The organism is Pseudomonas sp. BN607, from assembly GCF_029871175.1.
GTDB lineage: Bacteria > Pseudomonadota > Gammaproteobacteria > Pseudomonadales > Pseudomonadaceae > Aquipseudomonas.
The window spans coordinates 77,641-93,267 of the sequence record NZ_SSOE01000026.1; the positions used below are offsets into that span (position 1 = coordinate 77,641).

At 62.2% G+C, this 15,627-nt stretch carries 13 protein-coding genes; 9 read left to right on the plus strand and 4 right to left on the minus strand.

The features are described from left to right. The first annotated feature begins 110 nt into the window (after positions 1-110). Positions 111-1,613, plus strand: a complete 1,503-nt coding sequence (gene proP / locus E8E68_RS05710) for a glycine betaine/L-proline transporter ProP (protein ID WP_110744284.1) — start codon at positions 111-113, stop codon at positions 1,611-1,613. A gap of 38 nt (positions 1,614-1,651) precedes the next feature. On the opposite strand, the gene E8E68_RS05715 is transcribed toward proP, so the two are convergent. After that, complete coding sequence (locus tag E8E68_RS05715) at positions 1,652-2,278, minus strand: riboflavin synthase subunit alpha (protein WP_266033474.1); 627 nt, start codon at positions 2,276-2,278, stop codon at positions 1,652-1,654. Positions 2,279-2,561: 283 nt separating this feature from the next. On the opposite strand from E8E68_RS05715, the gene E8E68_RS05720 reads away from it, so the two are divergent. From E8E68_RS05720 to E8E68_RS05755, 8 genes are all read left to right on the plus strand, one after another. Further along, positions 2,562-3,308, plus strand: coding sequence for a gluconate 2-dehydrogenase subunit 3 family protein (locus E8E68_RS05720; RefSeq protein ID WP_110744282.1), 747 nt, complete (start codon positions 2,562-2,564; stop codon positions 3,306-3,308). A gap of 3 nt (positions 3,309-3,311) precedes the next feature. Continuing rightward, on the plus strand, positions 3,312-5,096 hold the full coding sequence (locus E8E68_RS05725; protein ID WP_280340164.1) for a GMC family oxidoreductase: 1,785 nt from the start codon (positions 3,312-3,314) through the stop codon (positions 5,094-5,096). Positions 5,097-5,108: 12 nt separating this feature from the next. After that, positions 5,109-6,356: a cytochrome c gene (locus E8E68_RS05730; RefSeq protein WP_266033480.1), complete on the plus strand. Its 1,248-nt coding sequence runs from the start codon at positions 5,109-5,111 to the stop codon at positions 6,354-6,356. A gap of 194 nt (positions 6,357-6,550) precedes the next feature. Next, complete coding sequence (locus E8E68_RS05735) at positions 6,551-7,570, plus strand: LacI family DNA-binding transcriptional regulator (RefSeq protein ID WP_266033483.1); 1,020 nt, start codon at positions 6,551-6,553, stop codon at positions 7,568-7,570. Positions 7,571-7,636: 66 nt separating this feature from the next. Continuing rightward, positions 7,637-8,416, plus strand: a complete 780-nt coding sequence (locus E8E68_RS05740) for an AP endonuclease (protein ID WP_266033502.1) — start codon at positions 7,637-7,639, stop codon at positions 8,414-8,416. Next, a complete protein-coding gene (locus E8E68_RS05745) occupies positions 8,409-9,359 on the plus strand; it encodes a sugar kinase (protein WP_266033485.1) in 951 nt (316 codons plus the stop codon). The genes E8E68_RS05740 and E8E68_RS05745 overlap by 8 nt, the downstream gene beginning before the upstream one ends. 58 nt (positions 9,360-9,417) lie before the next feature. Beyond that, complete coding sequence (locus E8E68_RS05750; RefSeq protein WP_266033487.1) at positions 9,418-10,710, plus strand: MFS transporter; 1,293 nt, start codon at positions 9,418-9,420, stop codon at positions 10,708-10,710. A gap of 11 nt (positions 10,711-10,721) precedes the next feature. Beyond that, positions 10,722-11,696, plus strand: coding sequence for a D-glycerate dehydrogenase (locus E8E68_RS05755; RefSeq protein WP_280340168.1), 975 nt, complete (start codon positions 10,722-10,724; stop codon positions 11,694-11,696). Between the two features lie 39 nt (positions 11,697-11,735). Here E8E68_RS05755 and E8E68_RS05760 read toward each other — a convergent pair whose 3' ends face one another. The 3 genes from E8E68_RS05760 to bamA form a co-directional block, all read right to left on the minus strand. Further along, positions 11,736-12,701, minus strand: coding sequence for an endonuclease (locus E8E68_RS05760; protein WP_266033493.1), 966 nt, complete (start codon positions 12,699-12,701; stop codon positions 11,736-11,738). Between the two features lie 14 nt (positions 12,702-12,715). Then, positions 12,716-13,099 (minus strand): hypothetical protein, encoded by a 384-nt coding sequence (locus E8E68_RS05765; RefSeq protein ID WP_266033496.1) that lies wholly within the window; start codon positions 13,097-13,099, stop codon positions 12,716-12,718. Positions 13,100-13,344: 245 nt separating this feature from the next. Then, a partial coding sequence (gene bamA / locus E8E68_RS05770) for an outer membrane protein assembly factor BamA (protein ID WP_280340170.1) occupies positions 13,345-15,627 on the minus strand: 2,283 nt, incomplete at its 5' end.

Here is a 15,627-nt window from a genome sequence, read left to right on the forward strand (position 1 = left end):
GCCCCCGTGACACAGCCAGCCACCACGACACAAAAATTCCCTAAGCGCTGAATTATTTAGTGTCCCGTTGTATCTGATCCCTTAGAGCATTCAGCGACAGGGATACGGGCATGAAATCTCGCAAGAAAAGCGTCAAGCCAATCGGCCTCAAAGACATCACCATCGTCGACGACGCCAAGATGAAAAAGGCGATCACCGCCGCCGCCTTGGGTAACGCCATGGAGTGGTTCGACTTCGGTGTCTATGGCTTCGTCGCCTATGCATTGGGCAAGGTGTTCTTCCCTAATGCCGACCCCAGCGTGCAGATGATCGCCGCGCTGGCCACGTTCTCGGTACCGTTCCTGATCCGCCCGCTGGGCGGGCTGTTCTTTGGTGCCCTGGGCGACAGGTTCGGCCGGCAGAAGATTCTCGCCGCAACCATCGTCATCATGTCGCTGAGCACCTTCGCCATCGGCCTGATACCGTCCTACGCCAGCATCGGCATCTGGGCACCGATCCTGTTGCTGCTGGCGAAAATGGCACAGGGTTTTTCAGTCGGTGGCGAGTACACCGGTGCATCGATCTTCGTCGCCGAATACGCCCCCGACCGCAAGCGGGGCTTTCTCGGCAGCTGGTTGGACTTCGGTTCGATCGCAGGCTTTGTGCTTGGCGCGGGCGTGGTGGTGTTGATTTCCACCATTCTCGGTGAAGAAAAGTTCCTTGAGTGGGGCTGGCGCCTGCCGTTCTTCCTGGCCTTGCCCTTGGGCATCATCGGCCTGTACCTGCGCAACGCGCTGGAAGAAACCCCTGCGTTCCAGCAGCATGTCGACAAGATGGAGCAGGGTGACCGAGAAGGCCTGGCCTCGGGGCCCAAAGTGTCGTTCAAGGAAGTGGCCACCCAGCACTGGCGCAGCCTGGTGACTTGCATCGGCGTGGTGATCGCCACCAACGTCACCTACTACATGCTGCTCACCTACATGCCCAGCTACCTGTCGCATAACTTGCACTACAGCGAAGACCATGGCGTGCTGATCATCATCGCGATCATGGTCGGCATGCTGTTCGTGCAGCCTGTCATCGGGATGTTGAGCGACAAGTATGGCCGGCGCCCGTTCATCGTGGTCGGCAGCGTTGGCCTGTTCGCACTGGCGATTCCGGCGTTCATGCTGATCAACAGCGGTGCGCTTGGGCTGATCTTCTCCGGGCTGCTGATCATTGCCGTGCTGCTGAACTTCTTCATCGGGGTCATGGCTTCGACCTTGCCGGCGATGTTCCCCACCCATATCCGCTACAGTGCGCTGGCCAGTGCCTTCAACATTTCGGTGCTGATCGCTGGCCTCACCCCAACGATCGCCGCCTGGTTGGTTGAAAGCAGCGGCAACCTCTACATGCCGGCTTATTACCTGATGGTGATCGCCGCAGTAGGCCTGATCACTGGCCTCACCATGAAGGAAACTGCCAACAAACCGTTGCGCGGTGCTGCACCGGCTGCGTCGGACATCGAGGAAGCACGCGAGCTGCTGCAGGAGCACCACGACAATATCGAGCAGAAGATCGAAGACATCGATGAGCAGATCGCCGAGCTGGAGGCCAAGCGCAAGCTGTTGGTGCAGCAGCATCCGCGCATCGAGTGATCAACGTGCCAGCTGGCCATGGGCTGCCTCTGCAGGCCTCAGGCCAGCTTTACACGAGCCAGCGTGCCCATGAGGGTACGCTCCACCACATCCACGAGCACCATGGTCTGGTGGTCGACCTCGATATTCAGCAGCTCGCCGGCTTTGTAGCTGGCGAAGGTGGTCTGGCGCAGGGTTTCCGGGATCAGGTTGATGGTGACGACGTTGTCCTCCACGTCAGCGACGGTCAGGCTGCAGCCATTCACGCCGATGAAACCACGCGGGAACACGTACTTGCCCCATTCCGGCGGCATGCGGAAGGTGATGAAGGCGCCGGTGTCCTTGATCGACAGCTCAACGATTTCGGCAGTGGTGGCGATGTGGCCGGCCATCAGGTGGCCGCCGATTTCGGCGTTCATCTTCGCCGAGCGTTCGATGTTCACGCCTTGGCCGGCCTTGAAATGGCGTAGGTTGGTGCGTTCGAGGGTAGCGGTCATGGCGTCGAACCTGACCTGGCTGCCGTTGATCTCGGTGACCGACAGGCAGGTGCCCTCGACACTGACGCTGGCGCCGATCTTCAGCTCGTCGAGCAGGTCCGGGGTCAGGTCGAAGGTGAACTGGTTGTGGCCCGGGTAGCGGGTCACATCAAGCAGTGGGCGAACGGCCTGGACGATGCCGGTGTACATGGTGTTGCTCCTGGGCACAGAAAAGAAATCACCCGAACGCTATGCCCGTGGCGCGGCAAAAGCAAGGCCGCGCCCAGAATGTGAAAAAAGTCATGGCCGGACGGCCGTCCCAGGACGGCGCGGGGCATCCTTGAATGGGAGTAAACCTAGGTATGAAACCGGTTTCAAAACATTTCTGAACACGCTAGATTATCCGGCTGTCTTCTTGATGACCTATGAAGATCACCCTTTGAAAAGCAGATGGCGCATATCGAGGCCACCGCACAGCCGATGAGGATTCCCAATGCCTGAGCACGCTCCAGATAACCCGCGCAGGGATTTTTTGCGCAAGACCCTGACCTTGATCCCCGTGGTCACCGTGGCCAGCACCGGCCTTGGCGCGGGTGCCAGCCAACTGTTGGCAGCCCCGGTCCCGGTACATGAGCCCAAGGTTCCGTCCACACCCCCAGCGAGCGACTATCAGCCAACGTTCTTCAGTGCCGAGGAGTGGGCTTTCGTCCAGGCCGCTGTGTCTCGCATTATCCCGGCCGACGAGCTTGGGCCTGGTGCGCTTGAAGCCGGTGCCGCCGAATTCATCGACCGGCAAATGAACACCCCCTACGCAACAGGTGCCCAGTGGTACATGCAAGGCCCATTCAACGCTGACGCCGCGCCCGAGCTGGGCTACCAGTTGCAGCTCTCGCCGCAACAGATCTACCGCTTGGGTATCGCCGCCGTGGACGGGTGGTGCAAAGCCAACAGCGGGCAGGTTTTTGCTGCGCAAGATAGCGCTACCCGAGACCGTATCCTCAGCAAAGTAGAGGCAGGGGAGCTGGTTTTCGACACGGTTCCGGCCAAGGTGTTCTTCAGTTTGCTGGTGCAGAACACCCGCGAAGGGTTCTTCTGCGACCCGATCCATGGTGGCAACAGAGGCATGGTCGGCTGGACCCAGATCGGCTTCCCCGGCGCCCGCGCCGATTTCATGGATTGGGTCGAGCGTAACGAGCCTTACCCGTTCCCGGCTGTATCGATCCGCGGCGAGAGGGCCTGAGGCATGGCGACTGTGTTGAACAAAGTGGATGCAGTCATCGTCGGCTTCGGTTGGGCCGGCGCGATCATGGCCAAGGAGCTGACTGAAGCCGGCCTGCATGTGGTGGCGCTGGAACGTGGACCGATGCAGGACACCTACCCGGAAGGCAGCTACCCGCAGGTGATCGACGAACTGACCTACAGCGTGCGCAAGAAGCTGTTCGTCGACGTGTCGAAAGAAACCGTCACCATCCGCCACAGCATGCATGACGTGGCACTGCCCAACCGCCAGCTGGGCGCTTTCCTGCCGGGCAAAGGCGTGGGCGGCGCTGGCCTGCACTGGTCGGGGGTGCACTTTCGGGTCGACCCCGTCGAGTTGCGCTTGCGCAGCCACTACGAGGAGCGCTACGGGCGCAAGTTCATCCCCGAAGGCATGACCATCCAGGATTTCGGCGTCAGTTACGAAGAGCTGGAACCGCACTTCGACTTTGCCGAGAAAGTCTTTGGCACCTCGGGCCAGGCCTGGACCGTCAACGGCCAGCTGGTCGGTGAAGGGCAGGGTGGCAACCCCTACGCACCAGACCGTTCCAACCCGTTCCCGCTACCCGCGCAGAAGAACGTTGTATCGGCCAGGTTATTCGAAAAGGCCGCCAGCAGCCTGGGCTACAAGCCTTACAATTTGCCGTCGGCCAACACCTCGGGCCCTTACACCAACCCCTACGGGGCGCAGATGGGGCCGTGCAACTTCTGTGGATTCTGCAGCGGCTACGTGTGCTACATGTACTCCAAGGCGTCGCCCAACGTGAACATCCTGCCCGCGCTGCGTCAGGTGCCCAACTTCGAGTTGCGGCCCAACGCCCATGTATTGCGGGTGAACCTGGACGACAGCAAGCGCAAAGCCACTGGTGTGACCTATATCGATGCCCAGGGGCGCGAGGTAGAGCAGCCGGCAGAGCTGGTGATCCTGGCGGCATTCCAGTTCAACAATGTGCGCCTGATGCTGCTTTCCGGCATTGGCAAGCCCTACGACCCGGTGAGCAACGAGGGGGTGGTCGGGCGTAACTTCGCCTACCAGAACATGGGCACGGTCAAGGCCTTCTTCGACAAGGACACCTACACCAACAACTTCATCGGCGCCGGTGGCAACGGTATTGCCATCGACGACTTCAATGCCGACAACTTCGACCACGGCCCTCACGGCTTCGTCGGTGGCTCGCCCATGTGGGTCAACCAGGCCGGCAGTCGGCCGATTGCTGGCACCGCCAACCCGCCGGGCACGCCGGCCTGGGGCAGCGCGTGGAAGAAGGCCACGGCCGACTACTACACCCATCAGGTGTCGATGGACGCCCACGGCGCCCACCAGTCCTACCGTGGCAACTATCTGGACCTCGACCCCACCTACCGTGACGCCTACGGCCAGCCGCTGTTGCGCATGACCTTCGACTGGCAGGAAAACGACATCAAGATGAACCAGTTCATGGTCGCCAAGCTGAGCAAGATTGCCCAGGCGATGAACCCCAAAGCCATTGCCGTGCTGGGCAAGCAGGTCAAAGACCACTTCAACACTGCCAGCTACCAGACCACCCACCTGAACGGCGGCGCGATCATGGGCACCGACCCGAAGACCAGTGCGCTGAACCGCTACCTGCAGAGCTGGGATGTGCACAATGTGTTTGTCCCTGGCGCTTCGGCGTTCCCGCAGGGCCTGGGTTACAACCCGACCGGGCTGGTGGCGGCGCTGACCTACTGGTCGGCCCGCGCCATCCGCGAGCAGTACCTGAAAAAACCTGGCCCGTTGGTCCAGGCTTGAGGAGCGATGCGCATGAAGAGAATGTTGATCGCGACCCTCCTGCTGGGTGCCAGCGCGGCTGCACAGGCGGCTGTCAATGATGACGCGCAGGTGCGCCAGGGCCAGTACCTGGCCCGCGCCGGCGACTGTGTGGCCTGCCATACCGCCAAGGGCGGCAAGCCCTTTGCTGGTGGACTGCCGATGGAGACCCCCATCGGCACGGTGTACTCCACCAATATCACCCCGGCTGCCAGCGGCATCGGTCATTACAGTTTCGAAGACTTTGACCGCGCCGTGCGCAAAGGCATCGGCAAGGACGGCAGCACCCTGTACCCGGCCATGCCATACCCCTCGTACGCGCGGGTAAGCGAGCAGGACATGCAGGCGCTGTACGCCTATTTCATGAAGGGGGTGGAACCGGTGGAGCAGGCCAACAAGGCCACCGACATTCCCTGGCCGCTGAGCATGCGCTGGCCGCTCTCGATCTGGCGTGGCCTTTTCGCACCAGAGGTCAAACCCTGGCAGGCTTCGGCGGCAGCCGACCCGGTGGTGAACCGTGGTGCGTATCTGGTCGAAGGCTTGGGGCATTGTGGCGCCTGCCATACGCCGCGGGCGTTGACCATGCAGGAAAAGGCCCTGAGCCCGGCGGACGGTGAGCAGTTCCTGGCCGGCAGTGCACCGCTGGAAGGCTGGATTGCCAAGAACCTGCGTGGCGATCACAAGGACGGCCTGGGTAGCTGGAGCGAAGCGCAGCTGGTGCAGTTCCTGAAGACCGGGCGTAGCGATCGCAGTGCCGTTTTTGGTGGCATGAGCGATGTGGTCGAGCACAGCATGCAGCACATGACCGATGCCGACCTGACCGCGATTGCCCGCTACCTGAAGACCCTGCCGCCGAGCAACCCGGATGACCAGCCACATGTCTATGACAAACAGGTGGCGGATGCGCTGTGGAAGGGCGACGACAGCAAGCCTGGTGCCGCTGTGTACATCGACAATTGCGCAGCCTGCCACCGTACCGATGGTCAGGGCTACACCCGTGTATTTCCGGCGCTCGCCGGTAACCCGGTGGTGCAGACGGCGGACGCCACCTCGCTGATCCATGTGGTACTGGCGGGTGGCACGGTACCCGCGACGCATACAGCGCCGTCGAACTTCACCATGCCAGCGTTTGGCTGGCGCCTGAGTGACCAGGAAGTTGCCGAAGTGGTGAACTTCATTAGAAGCAGTTGGGGTAACCACGGTGACGCCGTCACTGCGGCTGATGTGAAAGCCCTGCGCTGACCCGCGTCACCTGGCGTATGCCTTGGGGTTTCTGGCCCCTGTGCGTTCGAGCGCCGCGCCCGCGGCGCTCGAACCATGGCTCGACGGAACCCCCGAGCTAGCCACCTCCCGATTGACAGCTGTTGACGAATCGCCTTGGTTCTGCTGTATTGAAACCGGTTTCATCGTCATCACAACAATCATAAGGACACCCCATGACCGACGCGCCTGCCCATGCCCGCGAACGGGTCACCATCAGCGAAGTAGCGCGTGTCGCTGGCGTTTCGAAGGCCACCGTCTCCCGTTATATCGGTGGTGAGCGCCAGTTGTTGGCCGAAGCCACGGCCAAGCGCCTGGAGGAGGTCATCCAACGCCTCGGCTACCGCCCCAACCAGATGGCCCGCGGCCTCAAACGCGGCCAGACACGGCTGATCGGCATGCTGGTGGCCGATATTCTCAACCCCTATTCAGTCGCCGTGATGCAGGGTGTGGAAACCGCCTGCCGCCAGCATGGCTACAGCCTGGTGGTGTGCAACACCAACCGTGACGACGAACAGGAACGCCACCACCTGGTGGCCCTGCAAAGCTACAACGTCGAAGGCCTGATCGTGAACACCCTCGGCCACCACCCAGGCGAATTGCTCAACCTGCAGCGTGACATCCCCATGGTGCTGGTCGACCGCCAATTGCCAGAGCTGAATGCCGACCTGGTCGGCCTGGACAATGCCGACGCCGTGGAGCAGGCCCTGGACCACCTGCAGGCCCAAGGCTACCGCGACGTGCTCGCAGTCTGCGAACCGCTCGATGGCACCAGCTCGCGTCTGGAGCGGGTGCAGGCATTCGGCGCATCGATCAGCCGGCGCCCTGGCATGCGCCAGCAGGTACTGGAAACCAGCGCCGGCCTGGCGGGCCAGCTGGACGCGTTCCTGGCCAGCCGGGGCCACGGCCCGCAAGCCATCTTCACCTTCAACGGCGTCGCCACCCTGGCGGTCAGTCGGGCCCTGCACGATGCCGGGCGCAACCTGTTCGCCGAAGTCGGCCTGATCGCCCTCGACGACCTCGACTGGTATCCGCTGGTCGGCAATGGCATTACCGCGCTGGCCCAGCCCACCGAGCGCATCGGTGTGGCGGCATTCGAGAGCCTGCTCGGTCGCCTGCGTGGCGACAGCAGTGCAGCGCGGCGCATCGACTTCAAGGCCAACCTGGTCATCCGCGGTTCAACCCAACCCCAGTAAGCGACGGCAGGCGTGTGCCTGTCGCTGCTGACTAAAAATGAAACCGGTTTCATAAGGATAAAAACAATGTGCCCGAACCCCGTTTCCATCAGCCTCTCCAGTTATGGCGCCGAGTTTGTCCGGCAGCGTGGCCAGGAGCAGTTTCTTGATCTGTTAGCCGCCGCGGGTGTCAGCCGGGTGGAATTGCGCGAAGAATTGTTTGCCAGCGCCCCCGACGCCGCTGCGCTGGGGTCGCTCATTGCGGTGCTCGGCATGGAATGCCTGTATTCGACTCCCCTGGAGCTGTGGACGGCGCAAGGCGTGCCCGACCCGTTGCTGGCGCAAAAGCTGGAAATCGCCCGTGCGCTTGGCGCGGTTGCGCTAAAAGTTTCCTTGGGGCATTTCAATGAACGCTGCGATGTGGCGGCTCTGAAGACGCTGCTGCCTGCCGACGGCCCGCTGCTGCTGGTGGAAAACGACCAGACCCTGCAAGGCGGCAGAATCCGGCCGCTCTTGCAGTTCTTCCAGGATGCCGACCGGCTTGGGCTGAACCTGGGTATGACCTTCGATATGGGTAACTGGCTGTGGCAAGGGGAGTCCGCATCGCAAGCTGCGCGGCAACTCGGCCGCTGGGTGCGCTATGTGCATTGCAAGGCTGTGCAGCGCAGGGCCGATGGGCGCCTGGTGGCGATACCGCCACAAGCGTCGGACTTGCACGCGTGGGCTGGGCTGATGGCCGAATTCGTCCCCGGGGTGGTGCGCGCCGTCGAGTACCCCTTGGTCGGGGAAGACTTGCTGATGCTCACCCGTGCCCAGGTGCACAGCCTGTCCGTGCTGGGCGCGGGCGAGGAGGTGGCCCATGCATGACCATGACGTGCTGTGCTTTGGCGAAACCATGGCCATGTTCGTCGCCGAGCATGCCGGCGACCTGGCCAGTGTCGGCCAATTTGCCAAACGCATCGCCGGTGCGGACAGCAACGTGGCCATAGGCCTGGCGCGCCTGGGTTTCAAGGTGCGCTGGCTGAGCCGGGTGGGTGACGACTCGCTGGGCCGTTTCGTTCTCGACAGCCTGCGCCGCGAGGGCCTGGACTGTTCCGCTGTCGAAGTGGATTGCAATTTCCCCACAGGCTTTCAGCTCAAGGCCCGCTGCGATGACGGCAGCGACCCCACTGTGGAGTACTTCCGCCGTGGTTCGGCAGCCAGCTGGCTGTCGCCAACGATGATCCAGCCAGGTTTGCTGCAGTCCCGCCACCTGCACGCCACGGGCATTCCGCCCGCACTTTCGCAGGGTTGCCGGGCGCTGTCGCATGAACTGCTCGACGCCATGCGCGCCGCTGGGCGCAGCATTTCGTTCGACCCTAACTTGCGCCCATCGCTATGGCCTGACCAAAGCCGTATGGTGCGCGAAATCAATGCCCTGGCGTTCAAGGCCGACTGGGTGCTACCCGGTCTGGAAGAGGGCCGGCTGCTGACGGGCCAGCATAGCCCGGCTGACATCGCTGCGTTTTACCTCGACCAGGGCGTAGAGCTGGTGGTGATCAAGCTGGGCGAGGCCGGCGCCTATTTCCGCAGTGCCAAAGGCGAGGGCCAGGTCGCCCCTGTGCTCGTCAGCCGCGTGGTGGATACCGTCGGCGCCGGTGATGCCTTTGCCGTTGGTGTGCTCAGCGCATTGCTGGAGGGGTGCCCGGTGGCCCAAGCGGTGGCCCGCGGCAACTGGTGCGGCAGCCGTGCCGTGCAGTCGCGAGGCGACATGGAAGGGCTGCCGCTACGCCATGAACTGGAGGCCTACGACCTGCGCAGAAGCGCTTGAAGGCCCTAACCCGAATCACCTGTTGCAACAAAAAAAACAAGCTCAGGAGCAATAAACCATGCAAAGCCTACGCCTGGCACCGCGCCGCTGGTGGTACATCATCCCGATCGTGTTCTTTACCTACAGCCTGGCCTACCTGGACCGCGCCAACTACGGCTTCGCCGCCGCCTCCGGCATGGCCGAAGACCTGCACATCACCCCCGTGCTTTCGTCATTGCTGGGGGCGTTGTTCTTCCTCGGCTACTTCTTCTTCCAGGTACCTGGGGCCATTTACGCCGAAAAGCGCAGTGTGAAGAAGCTGATCTTCGTCTGCCTGATCCTCTGGGGCGGCCTTGCCACGCTCACCGGCATGGTCAGCAATGTCTACATGCTGATCGGTATCCGCTTTCTGCTCGGTGTGGTCGAGGCCGCAGTGATGCCCGCCATGCTGGTGTACCTGTGCCACTGGTTCACCCGCGCCGAGCGCTCGCGTGCCAATACATTCCTGATGCTCGGCAACCCGGTGACCATCCTGTGGATGTCGGTGGTGTCGGGGTACCTCATCAAGCACTACGACTGGCGCTGGATGTTCATCATCGAAGGCTTGCCGGCGGTGATCTGGGCGTTCTTCTGGTGGCGCCTGGTAGACGACCGCCCGGCCCAGGTCAGCTGGCTTAGTGCGCAGGAAAAAACCGACCTGCAGGAGGCATTGGCCGCTGAGCAGCAGGGCATCAAGCCGGTGAAGAACTACCGCGAGGCATTCCGCTCGCCGCAGGTGATCATCCTGGCGCTGCAGTACTTCTGCTGGAGTATCGGCGTGTATGGCTTTGTGCTGTGGTTGCCGTCGATCCTCAAACAAGCAGCGAATGTCGATATCGTCCAGGCAGGCTGGCTGGCCTCGGTGCCGTACCTGGCGGCTGTGCTGGGCATGGTGGGCGTGTCCTGGGCCTCCGACCGCCTGCAAAAGCGCAAGCGCTTCGTCTGGCCGCCTTTGTTGATCGCAGCCGTGGCGTTCTACGGCTCTTATGCCCTGGGTAGCGATCACTTCTGGCTGTCGTATGCGCTGCTGGTGCTTGCTGGCGCTTGCATGTACGCGCCCTACGGCCCGTTCTTTGCCATCGTGCCCGAGATCTTGCCGGCCAACGTTGCCGGTGGCGCCATGGCGCTGATCAACAGCATGGGCGCGCTGGGTTCGTTCGGCGGCTCGTGGTTGGTGGGTTATCTCAATGGCGCCACGGGCGGGCCTGGTGCCTCTTACCTGTTCATGTGCGGCGCGCTGCTGACCGCCGTGGCACTCACTGCCGCGCTCAATACTTCCCAGACCACTGGCCGGGCCAAGCGTAATGGCTCGCGCCTGGCGATGAACCCTTAGGAAAACCTACGATGAAAAAACGAATCGTCCTGTACAAGCGTCTGTCCGACGACTTGATGGCCCGCCTGCAAGCGCAGGTTGATGTGACGTGGGTGGATACTGCCCAGCCTGATGGCCTGGCCCGCCTGCGCGATGCCTTGCCAAGGGCCCATGGGTTGCTGGGGGCCAGCCTGCGCCTGGATGCCGGCTTGCTCGACCTGGCGCCGCAGCTGCAAGTCGTGTCCAGCGTTTCAGTGGGCGTGGACAACTACGACATTGCTGAACTCAGCCGGCGTGGCGTGATGCTGACCAACACCCCGGATGTATTGACCGAAACCACCGCCGACACCGGCTTTGCCTTGATCCTGGCCACGGCCAGGCGGGTGGTCGAGCTGGCGAACTGGGTGCGTGACGGCCACTGGCAGGCCAACCTGGGGGCGGCGCATTTTGGCTGTGATGTACATGGCAAGACGCTGGGGATCGTCGGCATGGGGCGGATAGGCGAGGCACTGGCCCGCCGCGCGGTGGCTGGTTTCGGCATGCGCGTGCTCTACCACAGCCCACGCGCCAAGCCCGAGGTGGAGGCGCGCTATGGTGCACGTCAGTGCGACCTCGACGGGTTGTTGCAGCAGGCGGATTTCGTTTGCCTGACGGTACCGCTGAGCACCAGCACTGAAGGCCTGATTGGCGCACGGGAACTTGGGTTGATGAAACCTGAGGCAATCCTGGTGAACATCGCGCGTGGGCGCGTGGTGGATGAGCCGGCGTTGATTGAAGCATTGCGGGCCAAGCGCATACGCGGTGCGGGGCTGGATGTGTTCGTGCAGGAACCGTTGCCGGTGGACTCGCCACTGCTGCAGCTCAGCAACGTGGTGGCAACCCCGCATATCGGCTCGGCGACCGAAGAAACCCGCCAGGCCATGGCGCGATGTGCAGTAGACAATCTGCTCAGTGCGCTGGCCGGGGAGCGGCCGGCGAATCTGGTGAATGAGGTGTGCAGGCCTTGAGCACCAAGGGCCGCTGAGCGGCCCCGTGGTGCTGTAGCGTTAGCGGCAGTTACCGGCCTTGCGATAGCCCGCTGCCTGCGCCTCACCTTCGGTGGCAAAGCTGACCTGGTTCTTCGCCGCCACCTGGTTGTAGCCCGGGCAGCCTACCGACAGGTGATACACATGGCTATTACGGTTGCCAAGCACCGCCCCCACCGACGCGGAACTGGCCAGGCTCGGCTTGGCCTCTGCCTTGGCAGGCTTGGTTGGCAGCGCTTGCACGATGCCACTGCCTGTTGGCTTGTAACCAGCGGTCCACTTGCGCTCACCACTCACGAACGGGTTGGCATGGCCCATGATCGCGGCGATGCGCCGGTCGCGCTCTTTCTCCCAGGCAGACACCGGGTGCTGCTTGTCCCAAGCCATCAGCAACTGTTGCTGCTGGCGCGACATGCTCAGCTGGTAGCGGTCGAACATGTAGAACGTGGTACGTGCTACCAGGCCTTTCACCTCGTCACGCGGCTCGGCGGCGCGCTGGACGAAATCCACCTTGGTGGTGCACTGGCCGTATTCGCCGGCATTGCCAGCGACCATGCCGTAGTTGAAATTGCTGCGGTCGCCGTTGACCTCACCCACGGCCGGGTACAGGTTGAACAGGTCGGCCTCCATGGCGCGGAACACCGGGTCGTTGTCCACGCAATGCTCGCGGCCGCCGTTTTTCCAGCACTGGCGCTGGTTGCCAAAGGTGTAGGCGGGCACGATGTGTTCCCACTCGGTGCGCTCGGCGCGGTTCTGTTGCTTGCGCGTCTGGTAACCGCACGAAGCGGCATCGATGCGCCCGCCGGACTTGCCCACCCAGGTCCATTTGCACCCGCAGTACAGGTCGCCCATGGCGCTGCTGGCCTGGTCCAGGTACACCTTCTGCTTGGCCACCACCTTGGCCTCGGTGAAGGTCGCTGGAGGGTTGGCCAAGGCTGGCAGATTAAAGCAAAACAGTAAGCTTACGGCGTAAAGCAGTGATTTCATGAGGAAAACATATTTCAGATTGGGGCGTGCATTGTAATGCTTTCCCCAGGGCTGGCCAGCTCACTCAGCCACACCAGTGGTCGGTTCGGATCATTACTGCCCATGCGGGTGAAAGTGGCTGAGTCGAGCATTTTCCGCACCTGGCCTGCCAGGCGTAGCAGGTGTTCGATAAAGCCGCTGCCGACGTCGCCGGTGTCCACCATGGAAACCCCGCTCTGGTTGTGCTCGATAGCCAGGTGGTAGTGGCTGACGCCTTCGCCGTTACCGCTGCCACCCAGTGTCACGGTGAACTGAGGGCCGAGCAGGTTGGCCAGGCGCTGCTGGACAAGGTCCAATAGTGCGAGGGGTACTTCATCGGAGCGCAACGTGGTGGGGAAGCGTGGCGTGAACGAGTGCATGAGCAAGTCCTGCTGGGCGGAATACGAGTGCTGGCCAGCTTAGGCAAGGTGACTGTCAACTTGGGTTAAGCGGGGGTAAAAGCGGGTAATACTCAAAGCCGACTTGGTAAGGTCCTTACCGGTGTGGCCTTGTGCTGCGAAGCACGCAGCCAAAGCGATGAACATGCATCGGCTTGACTGGGTGCTTCGCAGTAGAGGGGTGGTCCTGCACGGTGTCATTGCCGCTCAGGCGTCGATTGCAGGCATCAGAACGTCTGCCCCAGGGAGAACTGGAAGATCTGGGTTTCGGCGTTATCCGGCTTCTTCAGCGGTGCCGCCAGGCTAAAGCTCAGCGGCCCCATCGGGCTGTACCAGGTCACGCCAACCCCCAGCGATACAGCCAGTTGCGTCAGGTCGACGCTGCCGCAGCCCTGGGTGGTGGAGAGGTAGCAGGTGTCGGCATACACGTTGCCGGCATCGACGAATACCGAGCTGCGCAGTTGGCTCTGGTCCTTCACGAAGGGCAGTGGGAACAGATATTCGGCACCGCCGGTAATCAGGATATTGCCTCCCAGCACATCGGTGTCGCGGTCGGAATAGTAAGCCTGGCCAGCGCTGGAATAGGTCCCGGTAGCTGGTGTGCTGCGCGGGCCGAGGGTGCCGTCCTTGAACCCGCGTACCGAGCCTTGCCCACCGGCGGTGTAGCTTTCATAGAATGGCAAGCCGTCGGTCGAACCATAGCCGTTGCCGTAGCCCAGGTTGGTGTGCAGGCGCAGCGTGGTGTTGCTGGTGACTGGCAGGAAAGCCTGGCCGTTGTAGTCGAGTTTGTAGAACGACAGGTCGCTGCCAGGGGTGGTAGCCATCAGCGTCAGGCTCTGCGAGTGGCCCCGGGTGGCCAGTACGCCTTTGTTGAGGGTTGATTCCGACCAACCGATCGACGCCTTGAGGTTGTTGAAGCTCTCGCCTTCGCGGGAAATGAAGTCGTAAATCTCGTCGGCGCTGTAGGTGCCGGGCGAAATGTCGTCATGCTGCAGGGTCAGGCCGTAGGTCAGGCGTGAGGTTTCGTTGATCGGGTAGCCGAAGTTGACCCCGGCACCGTAGCTGTTGATTGCATAGTACGAAACCCCATCGTCGTAGTAATCGCTGTAGTCGGTGGTGTTGTAGAACAGGTTGTAACCCAGGCTGACGCCGTCTGCGGTGAAGTAGGGGTTGACGAAGCCGAAGTTGTACTTGGTCTGGTATTCCGAACGGGTCAGCCCGATGGACACCTTGTTACCGGTACCGAGGAAGTTGCTCTGGCTGATCGAACCACCCAGGATCAGGCCCGCACTCTGGGCGAAGCCGACGCTGGCGGTGATCGAACCGGAAGCCTGCTCTTCGACGCTGTAGTTGACGTCGACCTGGTCGTCGGTGCCTGGCACAGGCGGGGTCTCGACGTTGACTTCCTTGAAGAAGCCCAGGCGCTCCAGACGGGTCTTGGACTGGTCGATCAGGTAGGTCGAAGCCCAGCCGCCCTCCATCTGGCGCATCTCGCGACGCAGCACTTCGTCTTCAGTCTTGGTGTTGCCGCGGTAGTTGATGCGGTTGACGTAGGCACGCTTGCCCGGGTCGACCACGAACATGATGTCTACCGTGTGGTCCTCGTCGTTCGGCTGGGGCACGCCGTTGACGTTGGCGAAGGTGTAGCCTTCGTTACCCAGACGACGGGTGATCAGCTCGGACGTGGTGGTCATCACCTTGCGCGAGAACACTTGGCCCGGCTGCACCAGCAGCAACGACTTGACCTGGTCTTCCGGCACCTTCAGGTCACCGGACAGCTTCACGTCGCGAACGGTGTACTTCTCGCCTTCGTTGATGTTGACGGTGATGTAGACGTGCTTCTTGTCCGGGGTGATCGACACCTGGGTGGAGGCGATGTCCATGTTGATGTAGCCGCGGTCCAGGTAGTAGGAACGCAGGCGCTCCAGGTCACCGGAGAGTTTTTCGCGAGCGTACTTGTCGTCGTTCTTGAAGAACGACAGCCAGTTGGTGGTCTTCAGCTCGAACAGTTGGCCCAGGGTTTCATCGTCGAACACGTTGTTGCCGACGATGTTGATGTGCTGGATGGCAGCGACGGTACCTTCGTTGATCTTGATCTTCAGCGCCACACGGTTGCGCGGCTGCGGCACCACCTCGGCGTCGACCTCGGCCGAATAGCGGCCCTGGGCCACGTACTGGCGCTGCAGTTCGTTACGCACGCCTTCGAGGGTGGCACGCTGGAAGATCTCGCCTTCGGCCAGGCCAGATTGTTTCAGGCCCTTCATCAGGTCTTCGGTGCTGATCGCCTTGTTGCCTTCGATCTCAATGCTCGACACCGACGGGCGCTCGACCACGTTGATGATCAGCACGTTGCCATCGCGGTTCAACTGGATGTCCTGGAAGAACCCGGTCTTGAACAGGGAACGGGTCGAGTCCACCAGACGGCGGTCATCGGCCTGGTCACCGACGTTCAGCGGCAAGGCACCGAACACGCTGCCGGCGGAAACCCGCTGCAGGCCGTTGACGCGAAT

What these genes read in the sequence shown, in the direction of transcription:
- E8E68_RS05765 (WP_266033496.1), bottom strand. Translation starts at nt 13,099, where the DNA reads ATGCACTCGTTCACGCCACGCTTCCCCACCACGTTGCGCTCCGATGAA.
- E8E68_RS05740 (WP_266033502.1), top strand. Translation starts at nt 7,637, where the DNA reads ATGTGCCCGAACCCCGTTTCCATCAGCCTCTCCAGTTATGGCGCCGAG.
- E8E68_RS05745 (WP_266033485.1), top strand. Translation starts at nt 8,409, where the DNA reads ATGCATGACCATGACGTGCTGTGCTTTGGCGAAACCATGGCCATGTTC.
- E8E68_RS05720 (WP_110744282.1), top strand. Translation starts at nt 2,562, where the DNA reads ATGCCTGAGCACGCTCCAGATAACCCGCGCAGGGATTTTTTGCGCAAG.
- E8E68_RS05760 (WP_266033493.1), bottom strand. Translation starts at nt 12,701, where the DNA reads ATGAAATCACTGCTTTACGCCGTAAGCTTACTGTTTTGCTTTAATCTG.
- E8E68_RS05750 (WP_266033487.1), top strand. Translation starts at nt 9,418, where the DNA reads ATGCAAAGCCTACGCCTGGCACCGCGCCGCTGGTGGTACATCATCCCG.
- E8E68_RS05735 (WP_266033483.1), top strand. Translation starts at nt 6,551, where the DNA reads ATGACCGACGCGCCTGCCCATGCCCGCGAACGGGTCACCATCAGCGAA.
- E8E68_RS05725 (WP_280340164.1), top strand. Translation starts at nt 3,312, where the DNA reads ATGGCGACTGTGTTGAACAAAGTGGATGCAGTCATCGTCGGCTTCGGT.
- proP (WP_110744284.1), top strand. Translation starts at nt 111, where the DNA reads ATGAAATCTCGCAAGAAAAGCGTCAAGCCAATCGGCCTCAAAGACATC.
- E8E68_RS05755 (WP_280340168.1), top strand. Translation starts at nt 10,722, where the DNA reads ATGAAAAAACGAATCGTCCTGTACAAGCGTCTGTCCGACGACTTGATG.
- E8E68_RS05730 (WP_266033480.1), top strand. Translation starts at nt 5,109, where the DNA reads ATGAAGAGAATGTTGATCGCGACCCTCCTGCTGGGTGCCAGCGCGGCT.
- E8E68_RS05715 (WP_266033474.1), bottom strand. Translation starts at nt 2,278, where the DNA reads ATGTACACCGGCATCGTCCAGGCCGTTCGCCCACTGCTTGATGTGACC.